Annotated in this window: 30 protein-coding genes; 14 read left to right on the plus strand and 16 right to left on the minus strand. The window is 64.6% G+C overall.

From position 1 onward, the window contains the following. Position 1: 1 nt before the first annotated feature. Both EDF58_RS07725 and EDF58_RS07730 read right to left on the minus strand, forming a co-directional pair. Entirely contained in the window at positions 2 to 1,288 is a 1,287-nt protein-coding gene (locus EDF58_RS07725; protein WP_132265249.1) for a histidine kinase, read from the minus strand. A 136-nt stretch (positions 1,289 to 1,424) separates the two neighbouring features. Then, entirely contained in the window at positions 1,425 to 2,948 is a 1,524-nt protein-coding gene (locus tag EDF58_RS07730; RefSeq protein ID WP_132264259.1) for a fumarate hydratase, read from the minus strand. 288 nt (positions 2,949 to 3,236) lie between these two features. Here EDF58_RS07730 and EDF58_RS07735 point away from each other — a divergent pair, with 288 nt between their 5' ends. From EDF58_RS07735 to EDF58_RS07755, 5 genes are all read left to right on the plus strand, one after another. Further along, on the plus strand, positions 3,237 to 3,830 hold the full coding sequence (locus EDF58_RS07735) for a protein-L-isoaspartate O-methyltransferase (RefSeq protein WP_132264261.1): 594 nt from the start codon (positions 3,237 to 3,239) through the stop codon (positions 3,828 to 3,830). Positions 3,831 to 3,832: 2 nt separating this feature from the next. Next, positions 3,833 to 5,290 (plus strand): TolC family outer membrane protein, encoded by a 1,458-nt coding sequence (locus tag EDF58_RS07740; RefSeq protein ID WP_132264263.1) that lies wholly within the window; start codon positions 3,833 to 3,835, stop codon positions 5,288 to 5,290. 89 nt (positions 5,291 to 5,379) lie between these two features. Beyond that, positions 5,380 to 5,838 carry a DUF2497 domain-containing protein gene (locus EDF58_RS07745; protein ID WP_132264265.1) on the plus strand — a complete coding sequence of 153 codons (459 nt, stop codon included), beginning with the start codon at positions 5,380 to 5,382 and terminating at the stop codon, positions 5,836 to 5,838. Between the two features lie 87 nt (positions 5,839 to 5,925). After that, complete coding sequence (locus tag EDF58_RS07750; protein WP_132264267.1) at positions 5,926 to 6,357, plus strand: acyl-CoA thioesterase; 432 nt, start codon at positions 5,926 to 5,928, stop codon at positions 6,355 to 6,357. After that, complete coding sequence (locus tag EDF58_RS07755; RefSeq protein WP_132264269.1) at positions 6,354 to 6,743, plus strand: (2Fe-2S) ferredoxin domain-containing protein; 390 nt, start codon at positions 6,354 to 6,356, stop codon at positions 6,741 to 6,743. The genes EDF58_RS07750 and EDF58_RS07755 overlap by 4 nt, the downstream gene beginning before the upstream one ends. Positions 6,744 to 6,777: 34 nt before the next feature. Here EDF58_RS07755 and EDF58_RS07760 read toward each other — a convergent pair whose 3' ends face one another. Then, a complete protein-coding gene (locus tag EDF58_RS07760) occupies positions 6,778 to 7,071 on the minus strand; it encodes a hypothetical protein (protein WP_132265251.1) in 294 nt (97 codons plus the stop codon). A 139-nt stretch (positions 7,072 to 7,210) separates the two neighbouring features. Between EDF58_RS07760 and EDF58_RS07765 the strand changes: the two genes are divergently transcribed. From EDF58_RS07765 to xth, 3 genes are all read left to right on the plus strand, one after another. Beyond that, the gene (locus tag EDF58_RS07765; RefSeq protein ID WP_132264271.1) at positions 7,211 to 7,636 is read left to right on the plus strand and encodes a CBS domain-containing protein; all 426 of its coding nucleotides are present in this window, start codon (positions 7,211 to 7,213) and stop codon (positions 7,634 to 7,636) included. A 198-nt stretch (positions 7,637 to 7,834) separates the two neighbouring features. Beyond that, entirely contained in the window at positions 7,835 to 8,167 is a 333-nt protein-coding gene (gene erpA / locus EDF58_RS07770) for an iron-sulfur cluster insertion protein ErpA (protein WP_132264273.1), read from the plus strand. After that, positions 8,164 to 8,940, plus strand: a complete 777-nt coding sequence (gene xth / locus EDF58_RS07775) for an exodeoxyribonuclease III (protein ID WP_207912871.1) — start codon at positions 8,164 to 8,166, stop codon at positions 8,938 to 8,940. The genes erpA and xth overlap by 4 nt, the downstream gene beginning before the upstream one ends. A 126-nt stretch (positions 8,941 to 9,066) precedes the next feature. On the opposite strand, the gene EDF58_RS07780 is transcribed toward xth, so the two are convergent. The 10 genes from EDF58_RS07780 to EDF58_RS07825 form a co-directional block, all read right to left on the minus strand. After that, positions 9,067 to 9,735, minus strand: a complete 669-nt coding sequence (locus EDF58_RS07780) for a cell wall hydrolase (protein ID WP_132264276.1) — start codon at positions 9,733 to 9,735, stop codon at positions 9,067 to 9,069. A 193-nt stretch (positions 9,736 to 9,928) separates the two neighbouring features. Beyond that, positions 9,929 to 10,285 (minus strand): DUF1491 family protein, encoded by a 357-nt coding sequence (locus EDF58_RS07785; RefSeq protein WP_132264278.1) that lies wholly within the window; start codon positions 10,283 to 10,285, stop codon positions 9,929 to 9,931. A 1-nt stretch (position 10,286) separates the two neighbouring features. Continuing rightward, a complete protein-coding gene (locus tag EDF58_RS07790) occupies positions 10,287 to 10,775 on the minus strand; it encodes a PaaI family thioesterase (protein ID WP_243654127.1) in 489 nt (162 codons plus the stop codon). A 25-nt stretch (positions 10,776 to 10,800) separates the two neighbouring features. Beyond that, positions 10,801 to 11,262, minus strand: a complete 462-nt coding sequence (locus tag EDF58_RS07795) for a PTS sugar transporter subunit IIA (RefSeq protein ID WP_132264281.1) — start codon at positions 11,260 to 11,262, stop codon at positions 10,801 to 10,803. A gap of 127 nt (positions 11,263 to 11,389) precedes the next feature. Next, positions 11,390 to 11,959: a ribosome-associated translation inhibitor RaiA gene (gene raiA / locus EDF58_RS07800; protein WP_132264283.1), complete on the minus strand. Its 570-nt coding sequence runs from the start codon at positions 11,957 to 11,959 to the stop codon at positions 11,390 to 11,392. Positions 11,960 to 11,983: 24 nt separating this feature from the next. Beyond that, positions 11,984 to 12,667, minus strand: a complete 684-nt coding sequence (gene dnaQ, locus EDF58_RS07805) for a DNA polymerase III subunit epsilon (RefSeq protein WP_132264285.1) — start codon at positions 12,665 to 12,667, stop codon at positions 11,984 to 11,986. 49 nt (positions 12,668 to 12,716) lie between these two features. Beyond that, complete coding sequence (gene coaE, locus EDF58_RS07810; protein WP_132264286.1) at positions 12,717 to 13,322, minus strand: dephospho-CoA kinase; 606 nt, start codon at positions 13,320 to 13,322, stop codon at positions 12,717 to 12,719. After that, positions 13,319 to 14,176 carry a shikimate dehydrogenase gene (locus EDF58_RS07815; RefSeq protein ID WP_132264288.1) on the minus strand — a complete coding sequence of 286 codons (858 nt, stop codon included), beginning with the start codon at positions 14,174 to 14,176 and terminating at the stop codon, positions 13,319 to 13,321. Before EDF58_RS07815 ends, coaE begins: the two co-directional genes overlap by 4 nt. Beyond that, a complete protein-coding gene (locus EDF58_RS07820; protein ID WP_132264290.1) occupies positions 14,173 to 14,757 on the minus strand; it encodes a Maf family protein in 585 nt (194 codons plus the stop codon). Before EDF58_RS07820 ends, EDF58_RS07815 begins: the two co-directional genes overlap by 4 nt. Before the next feature lie 17 nt (positions 14,758 to 14,774). Next, a complete protein-coding gene (locus tag EDF58_RS07825; protein WP_132264292.1) occupies positions 14,775 to 15,620 on the minus strand; it encodes a pyruvate, water dikinase regulatory protein in 846 nt (281 codons plus the stop codon). Positions 15,621 to 15,976: 356 nt separating this feature from the next. Here EDF58_RS07825 and hemE point away from each other — a divergent pair, with 356 nt between their 5' ends. From hemE to EDF58_RS07845, 4 genes are all read left to right on the plus strand, one after another. Continuing rightward, a complete protein-coding gene (gene hemE, locus EDF58_RS07830) occupies positions 15,977 to 17,002 on the plus strand; it encodes a uroporphyrinogen decarboxylase (protein ID WP_132264294.1) in 1,026 nt (341 codons plus the stop codon). A gap of 165 nt (positions 17,003 to 17,167) precedes the next feature. Beyond that, the gene (locus EDF58_RS07835) at positions 17,168 to 17,611 is read left to right on the plus strand and encodes a CopD family protein (protein WP_132265252.1); all 444 of its coding nucleotides are present in this window, start codon (positions 17,168 to 17,170) and stop codon (positions 17,609 to 17,611) included. Positions 17,612 to 17,941: 330 nt separating this feature from the next. Then, complete coding sequence (gene rho / locus EDF58_RS07840) at positions 17,942 to 19,198, plus strand: transcription termination factor Rho (protein ID WP_132264295.1); 1,257 nt, start codon at positions 17,942 to 17,944, stop codon at positions 19,196 to 19,198. A 63-nt stretch (positions 19,199 to 19,261) separates the two neighbouring features. Further along, positions 19,262 to 19,936, plus strand: a complete 675-nt coding sequence (locus EDF58_RS07845; protein WP_132265254.1) for a TerC family protein — start codon at positions 19,262 to 19,264, stop codon at positions 19,934 to 19,936. A 157-nt stretch (positions 19,937 to 20,093) separates the two neighbouring features. On the opposite strand, the gene EDF58_RS07850 is transcribed toward EDF58_RS07845, so the two are convergent. The 3 genes from EDF58_RS07850 to EDF58_RS07860 are packed head-to-tail and all read right to left on the minus strand — an operon-like array spanning position 20,094 to position 23,374. Further along, positions 20,094 to 21,062 (minus strand): quinone oxidoreductase, encoded by a 969-nt coding sequence (locus EDF58_RS07850; RefSeq protein ID WP_207912872.1) that lies wholly within the window; start codon positions 21,060 to 21,062, stop codon positions 20,094 to 20,096. A 25-nt stretch (positions 21,063 to 21,087) separates the two neighbouring features. Beyond that, positions 21,088 to 22,674 carry an FMN-binding glutamate synthase family protein gene (locus EDF58_RS07855; protein WP_132265258.1) on the minus strand — a complete coding sequence of 529 codons (1,587 nt, stop codon included), beginning with the start codon at positions 22,672 to 22,674 and terminating at the stop codon, positions 21,088 to 21,090. A 4-nt stretch (positions 22,675 to 22,678) separates the two neighbouring features. Beyond that, complete coding sequence (locus EDF58_RS07860; RefSeq protein WP_132264297.1) at positions 22,679 to 23,374, minus strand: dienelactone hydrolase family protein; 696 nt, start codon at positions 23,372 to 23,374, stop codon at positions 22,679 to 22,681. A 135-nt stretch (positions 23,375 to 23,509) separates the two neighbouring features. Between EDF58_RS07860 and EDF58_RS07865 the strand changes: the two genes are divergently transcribed. Continuing rightward, positions 23,510 to 23,782 (plus strand): DUF6489 family protein, encoded by a 273-nt coding sequence (locus tag EDF58_RS07865; protein ID WP_132264299.1) that lies wholly within the window; start codon positions 23,510 to 23,512, stop codon positions 23,780 to 23,782. Positions 23,783 to 23,854: 72 nt separating this feature from the next. After that, a complete protein-coding gene (gene mnmE, locus EDF58_RS07870) occupies positions 23,855 to 25,144 on the plus strand; it encodes a tRNA uridine-5-carboxymethylaminomethyl(34) synthesis GTPase MnmE (RefSeq protein ID WP_243654128.1) in 1,290 nt (429 codons plus the stop codon). Positions 25,145 to 25,189: the final 45 nt, after the last annotated feature.

Here is a 25,189-nt window from a genome sequence, read left to right on the forward strand (position 1 = left end):
GTCAGGCAAAACCAGCCTCCAGGGGCATTCTCAGGACCGTGGCAAAGCCGCCCTCGGGGCGTTTGCCGAACGCAATGGTGGCCGCAGCGCCGTAGCGGGCGCGCAGGCGGTCCCGCACATTGCCGAGGCCGATCCCGAAACCGCCGCTGTTTTCCGGGCATCCCGGCCCATCGTCCACCACGCTGATCTCCAGCATGTCGTCATCGCGGCGCGCGCGAACGGCGATCGTCACCGGCCGCTGGGTGGCGGCAACGGCATACTTCACCGAATTCTCTACGAGCGGCTGCAGGATCATGCCGGGCACCATTGCACCAAGAACGGAATCGTCAACATCAATCGTCGTTAACAATCGATTCGGAAACCGCACCGCTTCTATTGCGAAATAGAGCTTCTGCATCTCGATTTCGTCGACAAGTGCAAGATCGCTGGTGGGATCCCCGGAAAGTGTTCGCCGATAGAAGGTCGAAAGATTCTGGATCATCTTTTCGGCATCGTCCTGCTTGCCGATCATGACCAGTGCGGAAAGCGAATTGAGCGTGTTGAACAGGAAGTGCGGATTGACCTGATAGCGCAGCGATCGCAGCTCCGCCGCCGCCGCCGCCCGGCGATATTCGCCCTCGCGCCATTCCGCGGCGCGGGCTTCCTCCGCCTTGACCAGCGCGAAATAGAGAGCCGCCCAGGCCAGCACCAGGAAATAGCGGCCGAAGGCGGTGTCGGCCATGTTCGCCCAGCGATCGTAGGCCTGACCGAACATCTTCTCGGCATCGACGCTGATTTCCGAACGGGTTTCGGTCGTCGTCTCCGACTTGCGCTCACCATCGCCGGCCTCGGCAACGGGAGATTCGCTGGTCTCCGATTTCGGCGACATGCTCTTGGGAAGATCGACCAGGATATTGCCCGCATCGTCCCGGCTGATCCGCACATTGCTGGGGCCGTCGACGGAATCGTGCTGGTACTGCTCGTCCTTGTCCGAATTCATGTCGGCAAAGATCGCATCGTTGATGAGCGAGAGCGCGATCGCCAGCGGCAGCGCGCTGACCAGCACCACCACGAAGCGCGTACCGGCCGAGCGGCGATCCAGAAGTTGCAGCAGAGGCCAGACCGCCGCCATCAGCAGCATGGACAGGACACAGATCGTCAGCCGCCGCGACACCATCGGCCAGAACATGTCGTAGCCCATCGCGACGCCGCGCAGCGTGGCGACGACGAAGTAGCAGGCCCAGAGGGCGGCAAGGGAAAGCAGGACGAGCCGCGCAGGCACACGCGGCTGGGTGGAGACGGGAGTCATGGGGGTCGTCATCTGCAGGGGATAGCGCAAAAAATCCCCCGCGCGCCAGTTCCCTGATCGGGCCGCGACCGACATTCGTCGAAGCGGCGCCGAGGGAAGGTCCGGTCCGACGGAAAAGCCGCCGGACCGGGCTTCATCACGCCGGAAGCAGGTGTTCCTTGGCGATCTTTTCCTTCCACACCAGCGGCGCCAGCTGGTGGACGTTCTTGCCTTCGGAATCGACCGCCACAGTCACCGGCATGTCCCTGACGGTGAATTCGTAGATCGCCTCCATGCCCAGGTCCGCGAAGCCGACGACCTTGGCTTCCTTGATCGCGCGGGCGACGAGGTAGGCGGCGCCGCCGACGGCCATCAGGTAGGCCGACTTGTGCCTGGCGATGGATTCGGTGGCGGCGGGGCCGCGCTCCGACTTGCCGATGCTGGCGAGCAGGCCAAGATCGAGCATGGTGTCGGAGAACTTGTCCATGCGGGTCGCGGTGGTCGGGCCGGCGGGGCCGACAACTTCCTCACGCACCGGATCGACCGGGCCGACGTAGTAGATCACGCGGCCCTTGAAATCGACCGGCAGTTCCTCGCCCTTGGCCAGCATATCGGCGATGCGCTTGTGCGCGGCATCGCGGCCAGTGAGCATCTTGCCGTTCAGCAGCAGGCGATCGCCCTGCTTCCAGCTCTGGACGATCTCGGGGGTGAGGGTGTCGAGGTCGACGCGGATGGCGCCGGCGTCGGGCGCCCATTCCACTTGCGGCCACTCGTCCAGATTCGGGGTTTCGAGGTACTTCGGGCCGGAACCGTCCAGCGTGAAGTGCGCGTGGCGGGTGGCGGCGCAGTTGGGGATCATGGCGACGGGCTTGCCCGCAGCGTGGCACGGCCAGTCCATGATCTTGACGTCCAGGATGGTGGCCAGGCCGCCAAGGCCCTGCGCGCCGATGCCGAGCGCGTTCACCTTGTCGAAGATCTCGATGCGCAGCGCCTCGATATCATTCTGCGGGCCGCGTGCCTTAAGCTGTGCCATGTCGATCGGCTCCATCAGGCTCTGCTTGGCGAGCTTGACGCAGTGCTCCGCAGTGCCGCCGATGCCGATGCCCAGCATGCCCGGCGGGCACCAGCCGGCACCCATCTGGGGCAGCATCTCGATCACCCAGTCGACGATGGAATCGCTGGGATTCATCATCTTGAACTTCGACTTGTTCTCCGAACCGCCGCCCTTGGCCGCAACGTCCACCGAGACCTTGGAGCCGGGGACCATGCTGACCGAAAGCACCGAAGGGGTGTTGTCCTTGGTGTTGCGGCGAGTGAAGGCGGGGTCGGCCAGAACCGAAGCGCGCAGCTTGTTCTCGGCATTGTTGTAGGCGCGGCGCACGCCTTCATCGACCACTTCCTGCAGCGACTTCTCGGATTCGAGGCGGCAGTTCTGGCCCCATTCGATGAAGACGTTGACGATGCCGGTGTCCTGGCAGATCGGGCGATGCCCTTCCGCGCACATGCGGCTGTTGGTCAGGATCTGGGCGATGGCATCCTTGGCGGCGGGGCCTTGCTCCGCCTCATAGGCGTCGCCCAGCGCGCGGATGTAGTCCATCGGGTGGAAGTAGCTGATATACTGAAGTGCGTCGGCGACACTGTCGATCAGGTCGTCTTCGCGGATGGTCACCATTTCTGTCATGGATTAGGCGCTCCCGTTTTTTGCGGATCACGTGGTTTTGCGCGCTCCTTAGACCCGCTTTGACATTTGCGCAAAAGCGCATTTCGCGCGGCGATTCTTGTGTTCCACGCGCAGCGGGTTGCATGTTCGGGAACGGCATCGTCAAAGCGTCACGATTGATCGACCAAGGTATTTCAAACTGCTTGGCCTGCATCGCCGCTTCGCTTAGAAGGCCCGGCATAAAGTCCGTATTTGCGGGGTACAGGCGTCTGCCGTCCTTTCCCGCGCCAGCATGAGGAATAGGCCGCAATGACCCTGACCGAGGATCGGTCCGCCACCGAAGCACGCCACGCGATGATCGTCAGCCAGCTGCGCACTAGCGGGGTCAACGAACCCTGGGTGCTCACCGCAATGGCCCGCGTCGCCCGCGAGGACTTCGTTCCGGCCGCCATGCGCGACGCCGCCTATATCGACCGCGCGATCGCGCTGGAAAACGGCCGGTTCCTGGCCGCTCCGCTCGTTCACGGCAAGATTCTGGCCGAAGCGGCTCCCACTCAGGACGACAAGGTCCTGCTCGTGGGCGAAGCCAATGGCTATCTGGCTGCACTGCTGCGTCCGCTCGCCGGTTCGCTGACCGTGGTGGACCCTGCCGAAGCCGCCGCTCTGGCGGGTGAGGGCGGCTATTCGCTCGTCGTGATCGACGGCGCGATCGAGGAACTGCCCGCCGCTCTCGCCGCGCAAGTGGTCGACGGCGGCCGCGTGGTGACCGGTCTGGTCGTGCGCGGCGTCACCCGCCTCGCATCGGGCGTGAAGGCCGCCGGTGCGGTTTCGCTGCTGCCGCTGATCGAGATGGGGATTCCGGTTCTTCCCGAATTCGCTGCTCCCAAACACTGGAGCTTCTGAACGTGGCCCGGTTCGCAAAGCGTGCCGGGCTGCTCGCGGGGGGATGTCTGACACTGGCTCTGACCGGCGCTCCGGCGCTGGCAGATACCCTGCGCGATGCGCTTGTTGCCGCCTATCAAACCAATCCCACGCTCGAATCCGCGCGCGCGCAGCAGCGCGCCACGGACGAGGGCGTGCCGATCGCCAAGGCCCAGGGGCGGCCGAACGCCAGCGTCAGCGGCACCTACACGGAGTTCCTGAAGCAGAGCGAGAATTCGTTCAACGCGCCTGCGCGCACTTTCAATGCCGGGGCGGACCTGGGCGTGCCGATCTATTCGGGCGGTGCGGTGAAGAACCGCATCAAGGCCGCGAAGATCCGCGTCGACGCCGGACAGGCAGACTTGCGCGCCACGGAAGCCTCGATCTTCTCGCAAGTGGTCGCGGCCTACATGGACGTGATCCGCACCGAGGCGATCGTCGGGCTCAACCGCAAGAACGTCAGCGTTCTGCAGACCAACCTGCAGGCCACCAGCGACCGCTTCCAGATCGGCGACCTCACGCGCACCGACGTGGCGCAGTCGCAGTCGCGCCTGGCCGTCGCCCAGAGCGACTTGCGCACCGCCGAAGCCAATCTGGCCGGCGCGCGGGAGACTTACATCCGCCTCGTCGGCCATGCGCCCGAGGCTCTGGAGGCGCCGCCGCCCCTGCCGAACCTTCCGGGCAATGCGGATGAAGCCTCCGCCATCGCTCTCGATTCCAACCCCGATCTGATCGGCGCGCGAGAGCGTACCAAGGCTGCGGAAAAGGACATCGACGTCGCCGGCGCCAGCCGCCTGCCGACGCTGCGGCTGTTCGGCCAGGGCACCTACAACAACTACTTCAATACCCTGGCACGCGGCGTGCCCAGCTCCGGCGTGTCCCAGCACGATACCGCCGCGCAGGCCGGGGCGCAGTTGTCGATCCCGATCTTCCAGGGCGGATTGCCCGCCGCGCAGCGCCGCCAGGCCCAGGCCACGGCCTCCGCCACGCTGGAACAGGAAATCGCCGCCGAACGCGACGTGATCGCCCAGGTGCGGTCGTCCTTCACGTCGTGGAACGCCTCGAACGACCTGATCCGCTCCTCACAAGTGGCGGTGGACGCCGCCTCGCTCAGCCTGGAAGGCGTCCGCGCCGAGAATTCGGTAGGCAACCGCACCATTCTCGACATTCTCAATGCCGAGCAGGAACTGCTGAACGCCCAAGTCACCCTGGTGACGGCACGGCGCAACGCCTACGTCGCGGGCTTCACCCTGCTGGCTGCCATGGGCAAGGCCGAGGCCCGCGATCTCAACCTGGACGGCGGGATTCTCTACGATCCCGAGATCAATTACGACCGGGTGAAGGGCAAGATTCTCGACTGGGATAACGATCCGGCACCCGTGGCCAAGTCCACCCGGACCGTTGACACGCAAGTGCAGGACGGGAACATTCCGCAGCAGTAATTGGCTGCTCCGATTCGGAGCAGGATTTTCGTCGCGTCCGGTGGGCCTTTGAAGCAGGCAGCCGGACCAGCGAGCAGGGGCAAAGTGGCATGCGTCAAAGCGGTGAACCTTCGGTCGAGGAGATTCTCCAGTCGATCAAGCAGGTGATCGCCCGCGACATGCGTGTCGATTCGCGGTCCGATGCCCGGGCCGAGCGGCACCGCCGTTCGGTGGAGGATCTGCGCGCGGTCATGCTCGAAGACGAGGATGACGATGTGCTCGATCTGGCGGAAACCGCGCAGCTCGCGCCTGACGAACCTGCCGACGAGCCCGCTCTGGTTCATGACGAGAAGCGCAATTCGATGCGCGAATCGCTGGCGGCGCTGGCCATGATCTCGGAACCCGGCGTGCCGCCGCAGATCGTCCGCTCGGGAGAAACTTCGCTGGAAGCCCTGACTCGCGAATTGTTGCGCCCGGCGCTTGCCGAATGGCTCGACAAGAACCTGCCGCCGATGGTGGAGCGGCTCGTCGCTGCCGAGATCGCCCGGATCGTGGGCAAGAAGGGCTGACAGCGCCCCGCCGGTGAGACATCGGCCGGCGGCCTGCCGGCACGTTCGCACTGGACCATCCGGCCGCCGCTTCCTACTTCCCGGAACATGGCTAAACCCGATCCCGCGCTGCTAGACGCCGCGCGCTACCCGTTCTCCTGTCAGATCGAACCGCGGTTCGGCGATCTCGACGTGAACATGCACATCAACAACGTCGCCATGGCCGGCATTCTGGAGGACGCACGCGTGCGCTTCTTCCGCACGGCGGGCGGCCTTGAGCACCTCGCCGGGCTCTCGACGATGGTGGCCAGCATCGCCATCGATTACCTGGGCGAGACTCACTATCCGGAGGCGGTCACCGTGCACGGCGCGGTCGAACGCATGGGACGGACCAGCCAGACCGTGCTTCAGGTGGTGATGCAGGAGGGCAAGCCCGTGGTTTTCGCCCGCACCGTAATCGTCATGGTCGGTCCAAGCGGCCCTGCGCCGCTGACCGAAGCCTATCTGGAAAGCGCCCGGCAATGGATGTTCCGTGCATGAGCGCCACGGCCGAAGACATCGCGCGCGCCGCCGATGCACTGGCGAAAGCCGGAGGCGACGGAATCCAGCGGCACATCTTCATCTGCGCCGAACCCCAGAAGGGCGAGTGCTGCGCGCCGCAGCAGGGCGCGGCTTCATGGAAATACCTGAAGAAGCGGCTCAAGCAGCTCGGGCTCGACGGCCCCCTGCGTCAGGACGGGGGCGGCGTCGCCCGGACCAAGGCCGACTGCCTGCGCATCTGTTTCGCCGGTCCGGTCGCCGTCGTCTGGCCGGACGGCGTGTGGTACCACTCCTGCACCGAGGATGTGCTGGAGCGGATCATCCAGGAGCACCTGATCGGCGGCCACCCGGTCGAGGAATTCCGCCTGAGACCTGCGGCAACCTGATTCGTCCGGCGCCTGGCGTTCCGCAGCCGAAAATTCAGAACCGGTGATCGTCGTCCAGCGGATCGACGACCGCCTCGTCATGGCCGGTGCCGCTGGACAGGAACACCAGGCCCATCAGCGCGGACGCCAGCAGCATGGTGAAGCCGATGCCCAATGCCGCGGCGATGTAAAAGTGCACCGAGACCATCCCGTTGGAACGGTAGAGCAGAATCACCGAAGCGATCACCAGGGCCACCGTCACTGTCAGCATATAGCGCATGATGCGGCGATAGCGCGCCCAGGCGTGGGCGGCCTTTTCGGGGTCATCCAGGGGCGAGCGCGGTATCATCCGGCCCATGTGCGCCTTCGCGCGCCGGCTCGCAAGGGACTCGTGGCGGTGCCGGGCCTGTGTTACTCTCCCTGGAACAAGCCCCGACAGAGGGCGTGCGAGGAGCGGGTCGAGGACCCGATTACGGGAGATTGAAACGATGACGATCGAGCGGATCATCACCGGCCGGGAGGCCGTTATCACCTGCCAGGCCGATTGCACCGTCAGCGAGGCGGCGTCCCTTCTGGCCGATCGCCGCATCGGCGCACTGCCGATCTTCGAAGGCGACAGCCTCGTCGGGATCTTTTCCGAGCGCGACGTGATCTACCGCCTGCGCGAATTCGGGCCGAGCGTGCTGGGCATGCAGGTCAGCGAAGTCATGACCTCTCCGCCCGTCACGGTGGACCCGTCCGCCTCGGCCCTGGCGGCGCTGGCGTTGATGACGCGGCGGCGCATTCGCCACCTGCCGGTGACCGTCGGCGATCGCATGGTCGCTTTCGTATCGATCGGCGACATCGTGAAGTACCGACTGGAAAAGGTGGAATCCGAAGCCGCCGCCATGCGCGACTATATCCAGATGGCCTGAACCGGCTCCGGCCGCCGTTCGGGCACTCCCTTCCGGCCGCGCGAGGCCGTCCGAACGATCCGCCAGAGTGCGCGGGCGGCGCCGCATGGCGACGCGCCGCCGCACAGGCTTCCCGCCGCAATCGCCCTACCAAGCCGGACAGGATTCCTCTGCCCTCCGCGCCTTGCCGCGGGGGGCGGGGAAGCCTACATCGCGGACATGGACCAGCAAACCGTCACTCTCAGCCCCTCGGCGGCCTCGCGCGTTGCCGCGATTGCCGAAAAGCAGGGCAAGCCCGCGATTCTTCGTCTCTCGGTCGAAGGCGGCGGCTGCTCCGGCTTCCAATACAAGTTCGGCCTCGCCGAGGCGCCCGAGGCGGATGATACCGTCGCGGAAACGGACGGCGTGCGTCTGGTCGTGGACTCGATGAGCCTCGATCTCGTGAGCGGCTGCGTGGTGGACTACGTGGAATCTCTTGGCGGTGCGGCCTTCAAGGTGGAGAACCCCCAGGCTGCGGCCGGATGCGGATGCGGATCGAGCTTCTCGGTATGAGGAAGATCGCCACGTTCAACATCAACGGGGTCAAGGCGCGCCTGCCCCGCCTGCTCGAATGGCTGGAAGAGACGCGCCCGGCCGTCGCCTGCCTGCAGGAGATCAAGAGCCAGGACGAAGGCTTCCCAATCGCCGAGTTCGAGAAGATCGGCTACAAGGGCATCTGGCACGGCCAGAAGGGCTTCAATGGCGTGGCCATCCTTGCCGATGGCGAGATGCCGGTGGAAGTGCAGCGCGGCCTTGAAGGGGAGCCTGAGGACGAGCATTCGCGCTATCTGGAGGCGGACGTCTTCGGAATGCGCGTCGTTTGCATCTACCTGCCCAATGGCAATCCGGTGCCCGGCCCCAAGTTCGACTACAAGCTGCGCTGGATGGATCGCCTCCGCCGCCGCATGGACGCGATCAAGGCCGAGGAAGTTCCCGCCATCGTCACCGGCGATTTCAACGTCATCCCCACCGATTGCGATGTCTGGTCGCCGCCGGCCATGGCGGCCGATGCCCTGATGCAGCCGGAATCGCGCGATGCCTATTTCCGCCTGCTCGGAGACGGCTGGACCGACGCGATCGCCACTCACAACCCGCGCGGCGGCGTCTGGACCTTCTGGGACTATCAGGCCGGCGCCTGGCAACGCGACCATGGCTTCCGCATCGATCATGCACTGCTCTCGCCCGAGCTGGCGGACAGGCTCGTGGCCTGCGGCGTCGACAAGGCCTACCGCGGCCGCGAGAAGGCCAGCGACCATACCCCCGTCTGGGTCCATCTGAGAGACTGATTCCGGCGGGACCGATGACGGCACGAGAAAGGGGAGCGAAAGCGGTGCATGGCGCACCGATTTCGCTCCCCTTCTCATGTTCCGCTACAGGGGCTGCAGCGCGCCCCCATACCGATCACCGCCGGATCAACGGTAGAAGATGTGATTGTCCACGCGGGCCAGGCGCGTCAGGCGCCAGTTCGGTTCCACGCGCGTGGCGTGGAAGAACAGCGCACCCTTGACCGGGCTCTTCCAGCTCTTTTCCATGGCGATCTTGGCGACGGCCACGGCTTCGCGCCAGCCGCTCGACTGTTCGCGCACCTTGGGCATCTTCTTGCCCTGGATGAAGGAGAACTGCGCCGGCTGATAGACGACGCCGCAGTAGCTGGCCGGGAAGCGACCCGATTCCGCGCGGTTGATGATCACGCGGCCAACAGCCAGCTGGCCTTCCAGAGTTTCACCGCGCGATTCGAAGTAGATCGCGCTCGCCAGGCAGCGCATTTCGCTGCTCAGACGGCCAGGTACGGACTGCTGGGCAACAAGCTGCGCCAGCGTGTCTGCATCGACCGGGTTGTCCTGCGAAGCGTCCTGATCTTCTGCGCCTGCTGCACTGTCGTCATCCGTCGCGTCTACCCCGTCTTCCGAGGGGAGGGACTGGACGACCGGCTTCGAGACGAAGATCGGATCGAGGTTCGATTGGGCCTGGACCAGGACTGGTGCCAGAGCCGCGGCGCCCGAACCCTGTGCGCCGAATAGGGTGGTCAATATCGTAGCGGCCAGCGCCACTGCGCTTGCCCACTGAACTTTGCTTCGCATCAACTTTAGATCAAGGGCGGTGAACCAATCCGACGCAGGCGGGAACGGAATGCCTTTTAGAGGCGTTCACCTTCCAACGATCCTGCCGACGATTCCCCGTCTGCGTGCTAGCCGGGTTGGCCGAAATGCTACCCGAGCCGCTTCCGCGTCTGCGAAGAGGCCATTAACTTGCATGCCGTGCAAGTCAACCCGGTTATACACCAAGCCCGATGAAGCGTTCGGGCTTCGCGACATCCAGTTCCACGACCCAAAGGTCGGGGTCCTGCGTGCCGCGTCTCTCCACATAGTCCGAGAACGCGAGTCTCGCCGTTAGCGATTCGCCGAAATCTGCCGATTCTTCCTGGCGGCGAGTGCAATGCCAGGCGCGCGTGCCATCTAGGCCCGGCATGCGTTCATAGGCGCGCGCACTGCCTCCATTCTCGAGCAGGACGAGCATGATCGTCCCGGCGTCGCGCTCACCTTTGCTGAGAACCATGCCGAATCCGCCTTCCGCTTCCACTGCGCGTATGAGGCCGGAGACTTCCAGATGGGCGGGCAGGCGGTCGTCCATGTCAGGCCGTACCGGTCGGGCCGGGGCCAGTCGGGCCCGGGGCAGTCGGGACGACGTAACCGGGCAGGCCGGAAAGCGCGATGCGCGAGCGCATGAATGTGCCGGTGCCGCGGCCCACTTCGTCGCCCTCTTCATCCACCAGGCGCGATTCCGCCACCAGCACGCGGCGGCGGCCGCTGACCCAGCGACCTTCGGCCACGATGGTGCCGCCCTTGATCGGCTTGCTCAGCAGCAGGTTGAACGAGGTGGTGAGCAGGAAGCGATCGGTGACGAGCGTGTTGGCGGCATAGAACGCCGCATCGTCCAGCATTTTGAAATAGATCGTCCCATGCGCCGCGCCGGCGGCGTGGAAACTGTCCGGCTCCACATCGAAAGTGATGCGGGAATGCCCCTCGCCGACGATATCGAGGCGGGAGCGGAACATCTGGTTGATCGGCGCCGAAGCATAGAGGCCTTCCAGCGCACGCCAGTGCAGGCCGGCGCCGGACATGTCCGGAGCGCCGGAGTCCGAAGTCTCAGGCGGCATCGCGATCGATGACGTTGCTGAGCAGGCTGTAGAGCGCCTCGGGGCCGGGCGCATCGATCAGCGCGGAATGCATGCGTTCATCGCGCATCATGCGTGAGATCGCGGCCAGGGCGTGAAGGTGAGTGGCGCCGGCATTCTCGGGCGAGAGCAGGCCGAACACCAGATCGACCGGCACGCCATCCGCGGATTCGAATTCCACGGGAGCGTCGAGCCGCAGCACGACAGCCACGGGCCGCCCAAGACCGGACATGCGGGCATGCGGTATGGCGATGCGGCGGCCGAAGCCCGTGCTGCCCAGTTCCTCGCGCTCGATAATGCGCGCAAGCACGACTTCGCGATCGAGGTGGTAAACCTCGGCGAAAAGGTCGGCGAGTCGGCCGAGAATCACGGGCTTGCTGTCTGCGCTGGAAGTCACGACGGCATCTGGCAACAGGGTAAAAAGACTGCTCATCTGCGTTTCTGGTTCTGGCCCAAGATGGGTTACCTAGGACTAAACGTCCATAACCCCCGGAAAACCGGGGGTTATGCTTTGTCCTTCGAAAAGAAGTATAGACGCCTATTCGGCGCTACGGTCGGCGTCAGTGCGGCTCGACCCAGCCAATCGAACCGTCGCCGCGGCGGTAAACCATATTATGGCGCCCCGTGCCAGCGTTTTTGAACAGCAGCGCCGTGGTGTTGCGCAAGTCGAGCATCATGACCGCGTCCGAAACGGTGGCCTCAGGAACGTCCACACGGGTTTCCGCAATCACGACAGGTGCGTCGATTTCCTGCTCTTCTTCCTGCTCGTTCGCGCGTTCTTCGAAGATCGTGTAGGCGGCTTCTTCCACCGCGACGGCATGAGCCGACTGTTCGTGGCGATCCTTGATCCGGCGCTTGTAACGGCGCAGCTGCTTGTCGATCTTTTCGGCGGCCTGGTCGCAGGCGATATGGGCATCCTGTGCCATGCCGGTGCCCTTCAGCACCAGGTTCTGCATCACATGCATCACGATATCGCAGCGGAAAGCGCCGGCCGGGGCGCGTCCGAAGGTGACCTGGGACGACAGCGCTCGGCTGAAGTACTTGTCTATGATCGCCGTCAGTCGCTCGCTGGCGTGGTTCTGGAGGGCTTCACCGGTGTCGACCTGATGGCCGGAAACGCGGATGTCCATGGACGATTACTCCTCTGCTGTGAATCAGGCGCCCCAGAGCGGGGCATCGACCGACTTGAGAAACTCTGCGTGAACAAGAAGTTCCTCGTCGGTAGCCGCGTGGGGACGCGGCTGACGAAACGGGCGATCCTTTCGAATGAGAATGCGCGCCTCCGTCGTGATTTCGGCGGTTTCCGCGAGAAGCTCCAGGCCGATCTGGCGACCGCCCCTCAGCTCCACATAGACCTGCGCGAGCAGCTCGGCGTCTAGCAAGGCGCCGTGCTTGGTACGATGACTTCGATCAATTCCGTAGCGCGTGCAAAGCGCGTCCAGAGACAGCTTGGCGCCGGGATGCCGCACTTTGGCGAGCGCCACGGTATCGACCATCCGCGTCAGGCAGACTTCGGCAAAGCCGCACTTGGCGAGTTCGAAATTGATGAAGTTGAAGTCGAAGCCCGCATTGTGCGCGATCATCGGCGCGTCACCGATGAAGTCCACGAAGGCCTGGGCGCAGCTGCCGAACAGGGGCTTGTCGGCAAGGAAAGCATCGGACAGGCCGTGCACCGCTTCGGCTTCGGCGGGCATCGTGCGTTCGGGGTTGAAATAGGCGTGGTAGGTTTGGCCGGTGGGCACCCGGTTGACCATCTCGATGCAGCCGATCTCCACCATCCGGTCCCCGTTCCTGGGGTCGAAACCTGTAGTCTCGGTGTCGAAGATGATCTCTCTCATCCCTCTCCATATCTGCCTGCCCGGCCCACTTCGCAAGGCCCTGAGGCGATTATTCTGACCCGGCCAGCGCATCCACGATGCGGCTTACCTGCCAGCGGGTTTCCTCCAATGTGGTCCCGGTATCGATGACGAAATCGGCGCGCGCGCGCTTTTCAGCGTCCGGAACCTGAAGGGTCAGTATCTGCTGGAATTTCTCCGCCGTCATGCCCGGCCGCGCGAGCACGCGGGCACGCTGGGCCTCTGCCGGAGCGGAGACCACCACCACCCCGTCCAGGCCGCGATCGCCCGTTTTTTCGTAAAGCAGGGGTATGTCGAAAACGACCAGCGGCGCGCTGCCATGCGTCGCCATGAAGCGGCGCCGCGCCTCTGCGACGGCGGGGTGGACGATGCCCTCGAGTCGCGCCAGTTCCGCCTTGTCTCCGAACACGGCCGCGCCCAGCTTCTGGCGAATGACTCCCTCCGGACCGGTGGTGCCCGGAAAGGCCGCCTCGATCGCTGCGACCAGCAACCCGCCCGGGCCCTGCAATTCGTGAACGGTCGCATCCGCATCGAAGACCGGCACGCCGAGAGCGCGGAACATCCCGGCCACGGTGGACTTGCCCATGCCGATCGAGCCGGTGAGGCCCAGGATCTTCGGGGCCGCGGCGCGATTCATGCCAGAAGCCGCGCGCGCAGTTCCTCGTCATGCTCGCGGGGCGGCTTCACCCCGAAGAAACGCGTGAAGGCGACGTCGGCCTGGCCGATCAGCATCGCCAGGCCGTCGACCGTTTCCAGTCCCGCCTTGCGGGCATCCTGAAGGAACGGCGTCTCCAGCGGACTGGTGACGATGTCATAGGCCACGCTGCGCGGCGGCGCATGGCTGAAATCGAAGGCGAGGGGCGGCTGCCCGGCCATGCCCAGCGGACTCGCATTGACGATGATGTCGAGGCAGTGCTCGCGGTCGTCGAAAGCGAAGTCGGTGGGATCGGCGAAATGCGCCAGGTCGATGGCGTGATGGTCCTTCTGCACGGTCAACTCGTCCAGCATGGACCGCGCCTTGGCGGGATCGCGCCCGGCCAGCACGATCACGAAGCCGCGCTCCGCCAGGGCCGCGACGATCGCCCGCGCAGCGCCGCCGGTACCGAGAACGCGCGCCATACGGAACAAGTGAGTCTGGTCGAGCAGCGGCTGCAGCGGCTCCAGAAAGCCCGGAGCGTCGGTGTTGTAGCCTGTCAGCGAGCCATCCGCCTCGCGCACCACCGTGTTCACGGCGCCGATCCTGGCCGCCAGCGGATCCAGCCTGTCGAGCAGGGGCACGATCGCCAGCTTGTGCGGCATCGTGACGTTGCAACCCCGCCAGGCGGCATCGCCGCGGCGTTCGTCGAGATAGCCGGTCAGGCCTTCAACCGGAACGAGATGCCGGTCGTAGCGACCCTCAAGGCCGAGCTTCTCCAGCCAGAATCCGTGAATCACCGGGGACCTGGATTGTCCGATCGGATCGCCGATCACTTCGGCATAAGGCAGAGTCATTGCGCGATTTCTCCGAGACGACGCAGCGCCGCCTGCACTTTGAGCAGCGGCATGCCGAGAATGGTGAAATAGTCGCCGTCGATCTTCTCGAACAGCTGCACGCCCCGGGCTTCGATACGAAAAACGCCGACGCAGCCCGCCACTTCAGGCCATTCGGCATCGAGATAATCGGCAATGAATGCCTCGGAAAGCGTCGTGACCTGGAGCGAGGCCACGGCGTCTTCGGCCCACAATACCTCGCCGTCGCGCACGAGGGCGGCGGCGCTGTGGAGATTCATCACTTTGCCGGAGAAGAAGCGCAGATGTTCGGCGGCGGCCTCGCGATCGGCGGGCTTGTCGAAACGGCGGCCAGCGCATTCGACCAGCGAGTCACTGCCGAGCACCAGCTCTCCAGGCGCCTGATCGGATACCGCCAGCGCCTTGGCCCGCGCCAGTTGCAGGGCGATCTCGGCGGGCGGCCTGCCGGAAAGCCCAGCCTCGATGGCGCGCTCGTCGACGTGCGCGGGCTGCGCGCGAAACGGAATGGCTGCGGCTTCGAGCATGGCACGCCGCGACGCGCTTTGAGATGCCAGGACGATCATGTCGATTTCCCGTGAAGTCAGATCGGCTTGGGGCCGACCGGACCTTGCGTTCCTTCGGCCTTGCGCTCGTTATAGAGATTGATGATCGCCGCGGCCGTTTCCTCGATCGACCGACGCGTCACGTCGATCACCGGCCAGGAATTGTCCGCGAACATGCGGCGCGCGTATTTCAGCTCGTTCTCCACCCTATCGGACTTCACGTAATCGGTATCCGGCGACTGGCTGAGGGAGAGCAGACGGTTGCGGCGAATCTGAATCAGGCGCTCCGGCGCGGTGGTCAGGCCCACGACCAGCGGTCGCTTGAGGCCGAACAGCAGCGGCGGGGGCGGGCTCTCCACCACGATGGGGATGTTCGCCACTTTGTACCCGCGGTTAGCGAGGTAGATCGACGTCGGCGTCTTGCTGGTGCGCGAGACTCCCGCCAGGACGATATCGGACTCTTCCCAGTCCTCCCAGGCAATGCCGTCGTCATGAGCGATGGTGAACTGAATCGCATCGACGCGCGCGAAATAGGCGTCGTCCAGGCGGTGCTGCCGGCCCGGACGCCCCTTGGCCTCCTGGCCGAGCAAGGCTTCCAGGGCATCGGTGACACCGTCGAGCACGGCAATCGCCGGCAGCCCGAGCTGCTGGCAGCGTTCTTCCAGCCTGCCGCGCGTTTCCTCGTTCACGAGAGTGAAGAAGACGAGTCCGGGATTGGCGGCGATTTCGCCCATGATCCGGTCGAGGTGCTGCTGGGATCGCACCATCGGCCAGAAGTGCCGCAGGACGTCTGAATCGTCGAACTGGGCGAGGGCGGCCTTGGCTATCATTTCCAGCGTTTCGCCAGTGGAATCCGAGAGCAGGTGGAGATGAAATCGCGCCATTCGAGGCTTTTCCAGAGTCTTCGCGAGGGAGCCGCCAGACCTCCCGGCGGCTTGTGGATATGTCCCGGCATAAACCACGGGACTAGTCCGGTGACAACTCGGATCCCGGTTTTCCTCCCCGTTGAACCGATTCAATCTCTAGAGTCGTAAACATGATTCAATTCGCGCCCACACCCTGTGGGTAACCGGGATAAAGAGTCTTTGACTCAGACTCCTCGGAGAGTCGCCGCACAGATTTGAACCTGTTCACCGTGGAATAATTCGGGCAAGATTCAATCGTCCCCGATATCCACAGGACCAACAGACTCCATCATCCTTCTAAGAATCTTTATTTTTTTGATCGGACCTGAATCTCGATGCCTGGCCTCCTTCTCGAAAACCTGCGCGGAACGAACACGAGCAAGCGCCCGGTCTGGCTGATGCGCCAGGCCGGAAGATACCTTCCCGAATACCGTGCCCTGCGCGCCGAAAAGGGCGGATTCCTGGCCCTCGTCTACGATACCGACGCAGCCGCCGAGATCACCCTGCAACCGATCCGCCGCTTCGGATTCGACGGTGCGATCCTGTTCTCGGACATCCTGATCGTGCCTTACTCCATGGGGCAGGACCTCCAGTTCCTGGCCGGCGAAGGTCCGCGGCTGACTCCGCGCCTGGTCGACAGCGCGCTGGAGAGTCTCTCTGCCGTGCCCGATCGCCTCTCCCCGATCTACGAAACCGTGCGCAAGGTTCGCGCCGCACTCGATGCCGACAAGACGATGCTGGGCTTTGCAGGAAGCCCCTGGACGGTCGCCACGTACATGTGTGCAGGCGAGGGCAGCCGGGATCAGCATGAGACCCGCGCCATGGCCTATCGCGACCCTACGGCGTTCCAGGCGATCATCCAGGCTATCGTGGGGGTGACTGTCGACTACCTCAGCGGCCAGATCGAAGCCGGCGCGGAAGCCATCCAGCTTTTCGATTCATGGGCAGGGTCGCTCTCTCCCGCTCAGTTCGAGCGCTGGGTCATTGCTCCCAATGCGCAGATCGTCGCTGCGGTGAAAGCGCGCCATCCCGAGACTCCGATCATCGGATTCCCCAAGGGGGCCGGCGAAAAACTGGCATCCTATGCCCGGGAGACCGGTGTCGACGCGGTCGGAATCGACGAGACCATCGACCCGATCTGGGCGGCGCGGGAATTGCCGGCGGGCCTGCCGGTGCAGGGGAATCTCGATCCGCTGCTGCTGCTTTCGGGCGGTGAGGACCTCGAGAGTCAGGTCCACCGCGTGCTCGATGCCTTTGCCGACCGGCCGCACGTCTTCAATCTCGGCCACGGAATCGGCCAGTTCACGCCGATCGAGAACGTGGAGAAGCTGCTCGGCATCGTCCGGAACTGGTCGCGATAGGCCCATTCCGGCGGCGGCCCTCAACAGGCATCCCTCCCGCACCCTGCCCAGCGATCGACCGCCCGGAAGCGGATTAATCGGCTGATTCACGGACGGAATCGTCTTGCCCGAAGCAGGGCAAGAGTGCAGGAGGGCCGCCCCGGAACCATCAGACTCGTGGGACTCATGCAGGAAGTGCTTTCCATGCTCTATCTCTGGCTCAAGGCCGGACATGTCATCTTCGTGATCTTCTGGATGGCCGGGCTGTTCATGCTCCCGCGCTATTTCGTCTATCACCAGGAAGCGGAGCCAGGCTCGGCAGAGGAAGCACGCTGGATCGATCGCGAAGCCAAGCTGCGCAAGATCATCCTGACGCCTTCGCTGATCCTCGTCTGGGTGCTGGGCATCGCCACCGCCACTGCCATGGGCGCGTGGGACCAGGGCTGGCTTCACGCCAAGCTGCTCTTCGTCCTAGGTCTCTCGGGCTATCATGGCTGGCTGGTAGGCTACGGCAAGAAGCTGGCGCGCGGCGAGCGTCCGCTGACCGGCCGAAAGCTGCGCCTGCTGAACGAGATTCCGGGGTTGGCCGCTGCCGTGATCGTGATCCTGGTGGTCGTGAAGCCGTTCTGAATCGGTTTTAATCCGCACCACGGCTTTCGTTCGCACCCACGCCGTCGGCAGCGGCCGGTCCGCAGGAAAGCGACTCAAGAACTCTCTGCGCTCCCCCGTTACGACCCAGAGGACTCGAACGGCTTCATTCGCCGCCGCATCCAGGCCCGATCCATTCGGCCCGCCCACACGCCGCTTGGCGGATTGACTCGTTGACCGAGGCCCGGCGAACGCTTATCTGGGCCCTGTTCCGGCATAGGGCGGCGAGCCCATTCTCCTGCCCGGATCCGCTTTCCCCAAGCCCTTCGATCCCGCCGGCCGACACACCATTTCCATCCGGAATCCAGACAAATGCATCTTAAAGAACTCAAGAAGAAATCATCGGCCGAACTGGTCGAAATGGCTGAGGAACTGGGCGTTGAAGGCGCTTCGACGCTGCGCCGCCAGGACCTCATGTTCGCCATTCTCAAGGAAGTGGCCGAGGACGGCGAGGAAATCATCGGGCAGGGCACCATCGAAGTGCTCACTGACGGTTTCGGCTTCCTGCGCAGTCCAGAGGCGAACTACCTCGCCGGACCCGACGACATCTACGTTTCGCCGAACCAGGTCCGCAAATGGGGCCTGCGCACGGGCGATACCGTCGAAGGCGAAATCCGCGCCCCGAAGGACGGCGAGCGCTACTTCGCCATCACCAAGCTCATCAGCGTCAACTTCGATGATCCGGACGTGGTGCGCCACCGCGTCAACTTCGACAACCTGACGCCGCTCTATCCCGATCAGCGCCTGAAGCTCGATTGCCTGGACCCCACGGTCAAGGACAAGTCGGCCCGCGTGATCGATCTCATCTCGCCGCAGGGCAAGGGCCAGCGCGCGCTGATCGTGGCGCCGCCGCGCACGGGTAAGACCGTGCTGCTGCAGAACATGGCCAAGGCCATCACTGACAACCATCCGGAAGTCTTCCTGCTGGTCCTGCTCGTCGACGAGCGCCCCGAGGAAGTCACCGACATGCAGCGTTCGGTGAAGGGCGAGGTCATCTCCTCCACCTTCGACGAACCCGCCCAGCGCCACGTCCAGGTCGCCGAAATGGTGATCGAAAAAGCCAAGCGCCTGGTCGAGCACAAGCGTGACGTCGTGATCCTGCTGGACTCGATCACCCGTCTCGGCCGCGCCTACAACACCGTGGTGCCCAGCTCGGGCAAGGTGCTGACCGGCGGTGTGGACGCTAACGCCCTGCAGCGCCCCAAGCGCTTCTTCGGCGCCGCGCGCAACATCGAGGAGGGCGGTTCGCTCTCCATCATCGCCACCGCGCTGATCGATACCGGCAGCCGCATGGACGAAGTCATCTTCGAAGAGTTCAAGGGCACCGGTAACTCGGAAATCGTCCTGGACCGCAAGGTGGCCGACAAGCGCATCTTCCCGGCACTGGACGTCGGCAAGTCCGGCACCCGCAAGGAAGAGCTGCTGGTTCCCAAGGACCAGCTCACCAAGATGTGGGTCCTTCGCCGTATCCTCATGCAGATGGGCACCGTCGACGCGATGGAGTTCCTGCTCGACAAGATGAAGGACTCGAAGACCAACGAGGACTTCTTCTCGACGATGAATCAGTAAAGGGGAGCTTGGGAGACTTTGGGGGGCTTGAGCATCCTTCAGACACTGGTGGCGACGTCCTCCATGGGCGGTCCGGCAGAGATCTGGCAGCACATCGTCAACGACTTCTCGAACCTGGGGACGCCGGCCGCTTTTTCGGCGTTCCTCCAGGTCTTGATGATCGACGTGGTGCTGGCGGGCGACAACGCCATTGTCGTGGGTGCCCTGGCCGCCGGTCTCCCGGCCGACCAGCGCAAGAAGGTCATCGCCCTGGGCGTGATCGCTGCGCTGGTCATGCGCATTGGCTTCGCGCTGATCGTCACCTGGCTGCTCGGCATCGTCGGGCTGGTGTTCGCGGGTGGATTGCTGCTGCTGTGGGTGGCGTGGAAGATGTACCGCGAGATTCACGGCGGCAATCATCCCGGCTCGCCCGAGATCGAGGGTGACGAAAACTCCGGCGTGCGCCCTGCCAAGAGCTTTGCCGGAGCGGCCATCTCGGTCGCGGTGGCGGATATCTCGATGTCGATCGACAACGTGCTCGGCGTCGCCGGGGCGGCGCGCGATCATCCCGGCATCCTCATCGTGGGTCTCGTCTTCGCCGTGGCGCTCATGGGCGTGGCCGCGAACTTCATCGCCCGGTACATCGAGCGTTATCGCTGGATCGCCTGGGTGGGGCTGGCCGTCATCCTCTACGTGGCGGTGAAGATGATCTACGAGGGCTGGGTGGATCCGCAGCTCGGGATCGTGACCCTGATCTGATCTGATCGAGCGTGAAACGGAAAAGGACCCGGAGGCTTCTGCCTTCCGGGTCCTTTTCCGTTCTGGGGCATTGAGTGCGCTGTCCGGTTTCCTGCCGCCTTGGGGTGACCGTCGAGAGGTCGGGCCTTACGGACCCAGGATCGGCCGTGGAGCCTTGTCAGGGCACCAGGATGGTGGAACCGGTGGTTGCCCTCGATTCCAGCGCGCGATGCGCTTCTGCGGCCTCTTCCAGGCGGAACGTCTGCCCGATGTGCGGCTTCAGGATTCCTTTGCCGATGCGGTCGAACAGTTTCTTTGCGCTGATCGCCAGCTGTTCGGGCGTGGCGACGTAATCGGCCAGAGTCGGGCGCGTGAGATAGATCGATCCGGCCTTCATAAGCTCCAGCGGCGCGATCGGGGGTACCGGGCCCGAGGCATTGCCGTAAGTTACCATGAAGCCGCGCTTGCGCAGTGACGCGAGCGAGGCCGTCCACGATTCTGCGCCGACGCCGTCATAGACGACATGGCACATCTCGCCCCGGGTGATGTCCCGTACGGCTTCGGGCAGTTCCGCGAAGGGGCAGTGGAGCACATGATCGCCCGGCACTTGCGCCGCCTTCTCGGCGCTGCCGGTGTGGGCGATGACGGTCACGCCGCGGTCGAGCAGCCAAGGGACCAGCAGCGAACCGACTCCGCCCGCCGCGGAATGCACCAGGGCGACGTGGCCCTTGTCGGCCGGGAAAGTGTCCTCTGCCAGATAGCAGGCGGTCAGGCCCTTGAGCATGACGGCGGCCGCGATCTCGGGAGCGATCGCTTCGGGAATGCGCATCGCCTGCGCGGCCTTGATCAGGCGGTGGCTGGCATAAGCACCACCCGCATGAGTCGTGCCCACGCGTTCTCCGATGGAGAATTCCGAAACGCCGTCACCCAGCGCGACGATCCGGCCGACGCTTTCGGAGCCCAGCTTGATCGGCAGCGGATCGGCGTAAAGACCTTTGCGGTAGTACGTATCGATGAAGTTGAGCCCCACCGCCTCGGTTTCGATCAGCACTTCGCTGGGGCCGGGGGAGGGAACGTCGAAATCTTCCCGCTCGATCACTTCGGGACCGCCGTGCGTGCGGGCGATCATCCTGTATCCGGTGGTCATGTCGTCAGGTCCTTGAAGAGGGCGATCAGAAGATTCTTCTGAACGTGTCCGCGCGCGAGACGCGCCAGGCGCGGGCGTATGGGGTGGATTCGGGGTCGGCGAGCAGTTCGCCCGGCTTGAGGAAGCGGTAGACCTCATCGAGCGGCCCCGCCTTGGCGCTGTCTATGCGCTGGTACATGTCGTGCTGGCTGAGGCCCCAGGGGTCGTCGTAGCCCATGGCCACCACGATCTCGCGCAGGGACTTCAGGGTCTCGCTCTGGAAACGCATGACTCGCTCTGCCTTGTCCTCGACCACGAGGCCGCGCTGGCGCCAGGCAACCTGGGTGGCCACGCCGGTCGGGCATTCGCCGGTGTGGCACTTCATCGACTGGACGCAGCCCAGCGAGAACATGAATGCCCGCGCGGCATTGCACCAGTCCGCGCCGAGGGCAAAGGCGCGGGCCATGCCGGCGCCGGAGTGAATCTTCCCCGAGGCGCCGAGCCGCACCCGGTGCTTGAGGTTCGCGCCGACCAGGGCGTTGCGCATCAGGGTCAGGCCTTCGCGCATCGGCATGCCGACATTGTCGGTCAATTCCTGCGGGGCTGCACCCGTGCCGCCCTCGGCGCCGTCGACGACGATGAAATCCGGGGTGATACCGGTTTCCAGCATCGCCTTGATAAGCGCCATGACTTCATGGGGCTGCCCCACGCACAGCTTCATGCCCGCGGGCTTGCCGCCGGACAGTTCGCGCAGCTGCTCCAGCCACTGGAGCAATTCGATCGGGGTGGAGAAGGCCGAATGGGCGGCGGGGGAGAGGCAGTCCTCTCCGACTTCGACCTTGCGGGCCTCGGCAATTTCGGGCGTGACCTTGGGTCCGGGAAGTACACCGCCGTGGCCCGGCTTGGCGCCCTGACTCAGCTTGATCTCCACCATCTTGACCTGATCGTCCTGCGCCTGCCGCGCGAAGAGTTCGGGATCGAAGCTGCCGTCCTTGTGGCGACAGCCGAAATACCCGCTGCCGAGTTCCCAGATCAGGTCACCGCCATAAGTCCGATGGTAGCGGCTGATCGAACCTTCGCCGGTGTCATGTGCGAAACCGCCCATGGCCGCGCCCTTGTTCAGGGCTTCGATGGCATTGGCCGAAAGCGAGCCGAAGCTCATGGCGGAAATGTTGAGCAGGGCGCTTTCATAGGGCTTGGCGCATTGGTCTCCGCCGATCTTCACGCGCCAGGATTCAGGGGCTTTTTCGTTAGGGGCGATAGAGTGGCCGAGCCATTCGTATTCTTCCGAATAGACATCCAGTTCGGTGCCCATCGGGTGAGACGAGACATCGCCCTTGGCACGGGCATAGACCAGACCGCGCTCCTCGATGGTGAAGGGCCGGCCTTCGCGGTCGCCTTCCACCAGATAGGCCCGCAAGTAAGGGCGCAAGTCTTCGAAGAGCCATCGGACCCGCGCGATCAGCGGGTAGTTCCGCCGCAAGGCATGCCGGTTCTGCAGGAAGTCCCAGACGGTCAACAGCAGGACCGGCACCATCAGGATCAGCGCCCAGCGCCACGATGGAACCAGCCAGCAGGCAGCCGTGAGAATCACGACCGCAAGCGGCACGGCGTAGCGCGGGGCAACCGTCATCGGCTTAGCCGACATGCTCCGCGAAGAACGCCTCGGTTCGGCCGTCCGCCAGTTCCGCGCCGGCCTCGTCGCGGCGTGCACCGATCTCGGCGGCGAAGCCATGGTCGAGGCCCTCGTAGTCCCACAAGGTGACGCGGGGATGGTCGTCGAGACCGTCGTGGATGGCCTTCTGCGCGGCCGCGTCCACGAAATGGTCGGCCATCGGGATGTGCAGCATGAGCGGGCGGGCGATGGCGTGCTTTTCGCCCAGCATCTGGTCGATCATCACACCATAGTAGCCCACCGAAGCATCGATGTCGGTGCGCGCCGCCACCATGTAGGCGATACGGCCGCCCATGCAGAATCCGACGAGGCCGACTTTCGGCACGCCTTCCTCGCGGCGGATCCAGTGGATCACCGCTTCGATGTCGCGAATGCCAAGATCGAAATCGTGCGCAGACATGTGGCCGATGGCCTGCTTGAATTCTTCCTCGACATAGGGGCTGAGTTCGATGCCGGGCTTCTGGCGCCAGAAGCTGTCGGGCGCGACGGCGAGGTAGCCCTTGGCGGCCCAGCCATCGGCCTTGCGGCGAATACCGGCATCGACCCCGAAGATCTCCTGCTGGACGATGATGGCGCCGCGCGGGGTGCCTTCGGGACGGGCGACATAGGCCGGGATCATGCCGTCACCGTCGAGAGTCGGGATTTCGATATTGGTCATGGGTGTCTCCTGCGGAAGAGGGGCCTGGCAGCCTTTTGGCCCGGTCAGACGTTGCCGGGAGGTTAGGCACGAGCGATGGACTTTGCCAACGCCATGTGTCAGGCAGGATGCAGAAATTCCAGATGGGAGGCCGTGATGAAGGTCAATGTCGAGGTCGAATGCTCGCCTGAAGAGGCAAGGCGGTTCCTCGGTCTGCCTGACGTCACCAAGGCGAACGACGTCTATGTCGATGCGCTGGCCAAGGCGATGCAGGGCGTCGGCAATTTCGACCAGCTTCAGGAACTGACCAAGCAGGTTGCCCCCATGGGCCAATACGGGCTCAAGCTGTTCCAGCAGTTGATGGAAAGCGGCGCGGCCATGGCCATGAGCGGCGCCACCGGCGGCACCAAGCCCAAGAAGACCGACTGAGCGATCGCAGCCGAGGGCGCATGATGCCAGGCGGGGTTCACCTCTCGCCCGCGCTCCTGTAGCGCGTTGCTCATGGCTCAAGACATCCAAGACACGATCTTCGCGCTCTCCAGCGGCGCGCCACCGGCTGCCATCGGCGTCGTCCGCATCAGCGGGCCGCGCGCCGGAGCGGCACTGGAAGCCTTGAGCGGATCGCTGCCGCAGGCTCGCCATGCCAGCTACCGTCCCTTGCGCGACGGGACCGGAGCGGTTCTCGACCAGGCACTCGTTCTCTGGTTTCCGGGGCCTCGCACGGCAACGGGAGAGGATCTGGCCGAACTCCATCTGCATGGGGGAAGGGCCGTGGTTTCGGCCGTGGAGACGGCTCTTGCGGAGATTCCCGGCTTGCGCCGCGCCGTGCCAGGCGAATTCACGCGGCGTGCATTTGCCAATGGCCGGATCGATCTCGCCGAAGCGGAAGGGCTGGCCGATCTGCTTTCGGCAGAAAACGAACTGCAGCGCCGCTCGGCGCTCGCCATGGCTGGCGGCGCTTTCTCGCGGCAGGTGGAGCTATGGCGTGACCATGTGCTCAGGGCATCGGCTTCCGTAGAAGCCGTGCTCGACTTTGGCGACGAAGACGACGTGTCCGATCTGCCGGCCGACTTCATCCAGCGCCTCGAAGGTCTCCGCGGCGAACTTCTGGCATGGATGTCCCGGCCGCGCGCGGAAGCGCTGCGCGAAGGCTTTCGCGTCGTCCTGGCCGGACCGCCCAATGCGGGGAAGAGCACGCTCTTCAATGCATTGGTGGAAGACGAAGCCGCCATCACCTCGCCGCTGTCCGGAACGACGCGTGACGTCCTGACCCGCGCCGTGTCCCTCGGCGGCATACCTTTCCTGTTCGGCGACACCGCAGGTCTTCGCGACGAGACCGGCGATGAGATCGAGGCCATCGGCATTTCGCGCGCTCTGGCAGCGTTGGACAAAGCCGACCTCGTGCTCTGGCTGGGACCGGAAGGGGAGGCCCCTGAAGCGGCTTGGGAGATCGCGGCGCAAGAGGACTTGTTCCACGTGGAACAGAAGCAGGCACCGCGTCACCGGGTGTCCGCAGTGACAGGTGAGGGGCTGGAAGCGCTGCGGCACGACCTAGTGGCGACCGCTTCCGTTGCCATGCCGAAGCCGGGTGAGGCAGCGCTCAACCGGCGGCAGCATGCTCTGGTGGCCGAAGCGGAGCGGGCTTTGGCCATGGCGGTCCTTGAGCGCGATCCTTTGCTGGTTGCAGAGTCGCTGCGGCTGGCGCGCGTTGCCTTCGATACCCTGATCGGGCGCGCCACCACCGAAGACATGCTCGACGCGCTGTTCGGCCGTTTCTGCATCGGCAAATAGCGATGTTCCACGTGAAACACTTTTAACGACTTTGACGGGACTCGT

This window comes from Novosphingobium sp. PhB57, assembly GCF_004342985.1.
Lineage (GTDB): Bacteria > Pseudomonadota > Alphaproteobacteria > Sphingomonadales > Sphingomonadaceae > Novosphingobium.

Coding starts and splice junctions, on each gene's coding strand:
- EDF58_RS07725 (WP_132265249.1), bottom strand. CDS start 1,288: ATGACTCCCGTCTCCACCCAGCCGCGTGTGCCTGCGCGGCTCGTCCTG.
- EDF58_RS07730 (WP_132264259.1), bottom strand. CDS start 2,948: ATGACAGAAATGGTGACCATCCGCGAAGACGACCTGATCGACAGTGTC.
- EDF58_RS07735 (WP_132264261.1), top strand. CDS start 3,237: ATGACCCTGACCGAGGATCGGTCCGCCACCGAAGCACGCCACGCGATG.
- EDF58_RS07745 (WP_132264265.1), top strand. CDS start 5,380: ATGCGTCAAAGCGGTGAACCTTCGGTCGAGGAGATTCTCCAGTCGATC.
- EDF58_RS07750 (WP_132264267.1), top strand. CDS start 5,926: ATGGCTAAACCCGATCCCGCGCTGCTAGACGCCGCGCGCTACCCGTTC.
- EDF58_RS07755 (WP_132264269.1), top strand. CDS start 6,354: ATGAGCGCCACGGCCGAAGACATCGCGCGCGCCGCCGATGCACTGGCG.
- EDF58_RS07760 (WP_132265251.1), bottom strand. CDS start 7,071: ATGATACCGCGCTCGCCCCTGGATGACCCCGAAAAGGCCGCCCACGCC.
- EDF58_RS07765 (WP_132264271.1), top strand. CDS start 7,211: ATGACGATCGAGCGGATCATCACCGGCCGGGAGGCCGTTATCACCTGC.
- erpA (WP_132264273.1), top strand. CDS start 7,835: ATGGACCAGCAAACCGTCACTCTCAGCCCCTCGGCGGCCTCGCGCGTT.
- xth (WP_207912871.1), top strand. CDS start 8,164: ATGAGGAAGATCGCCACGTTCAACATCAACGGGGTCAAGGCGCGCCTG.
- EDF58_RS07780 (WP_132264276.1), bottom strand. CDS start 9,735: ATGCGAAGCAAAGTTCAGTGGGCAAGCGCAGTGGCGCTGGCCGCTACG.
- EDF58_RS07785 (WP_132264278.1), bottom strand. CDS start 10,285: ATGGACGACCGCCTGCCCGCCCATCTGGAAGTCTCCGGCCTCATACGC.
- EDF58_RS07790 (WP_243654127.1), bottom strand. CDS start 10,775: ATGTCCGGCGCCGGCCTGCACTGGCGTGCGCTGGAAGGCCTCTATGCT.
- EDF58_RS07795 (WP_132264281.1), bottom strand. CDS start 11,262: ATGAGCAGTCTTTTTACCCTGTTGCCAGATGCCGTCGTGACTTCCAGC.
- raiA (WP_132264283.1), bottom strand. CDS start 11,959: ATGGACATCCGCGTTTCCGGCCATCAGGTCGACACCGGTGAAGCCCTC.
- dnaQ (WP_132264285.1), bottom strand. CDS start 12,667: ATGAGAGAGATCATCTTCGACACCGAGACTACAGGTTTCGACCCCAGG.
- coaE (WP_132264286.1), bottom strand. CDS start 13,322: ATGAATCGCGCCGCGGCCCCGAAGATCCTGGGCCTCACCGGCTCGATC.
- EDF58_RS07815 (WP_132264288.1), bottom strand. CDS start 14,176: ATGACTCTGCCTTATGCCGAAGTGATCGGCGATCCGATCGGACAATCC.
- EDF58_RS07820 (WP_132264290.1), bottom strand. CDS start 14,757: ATGATCGTCCTGGCATCTCAAAGCGCGTCGCGGCGTGCCATGCTCGAA.
- EDF58_RS07825 (WP_132264292.1), bottom strand. CDS start 15,620: ATGGCGCGATTTCATCTCCACCTGCTCTCGGATTCCACTGGCGAAACG.
- hemE (WP_132264294.1), top strand. CDS start 15,977: ATGCCTGGCCTCCTTCTCGAAAACCTGCGCGGAACGAACACGAGCAAG.
- EDF58_RS07835 (WP_132265252.1), top strand. CDS start 17,168: ATGCAGGAAGTGCTTTCCATGCTCTATCTCTGGCTCAAGGCCGGACAT.
- rho (WP_132264295.1), top strand. CDS start 17,942: ATGCATCTTAAAGAACTCAAGAAGAAATCATCGGCCGAACTGGTCGAA.
- EDF58_RS07845 (WP_132265254.1), top strand. CDS start 19,262: ATGGGCGGTCCGGCAGAGATCTGGCAGCACATCGTCAACGACTTCTCG.
- EDF58_RS07850 (WP_207912872.1), bottom strand. CDS start 21,062: ATGACCACCGGATACAGGATGATCGCCCGCACGCACGGCGGTCCCGAA.
- EDF58_RS07855 (WP_132265258.1), bottom strand. CDS start 22,674: ATGACGGTTGCCCCGCGCTACGCCGTGCCGCTTGCGGTCGTGATTCTC.
- EDF58_RS07860 (WP_132264297.1), bottom strand. CDS start 23,374: ATGACCAATATCGAAATCCCGACTCTCGACGGTGACGGCATGATCCCG.
- EDF58_RS07865 (WP_132264299.1), top strand. CDS start 23,510: ATGAAGGTCAATGTCGAGGTCGAATGCTCGCCTGAAGAGGCAAGGCGG.
- mnmE (WP_243654128.1), top strand. CDS start 23,855: ATGGCTCAAGACATCCAAGACACGATCTTCGCGCTCTCCAGCGGCGCG.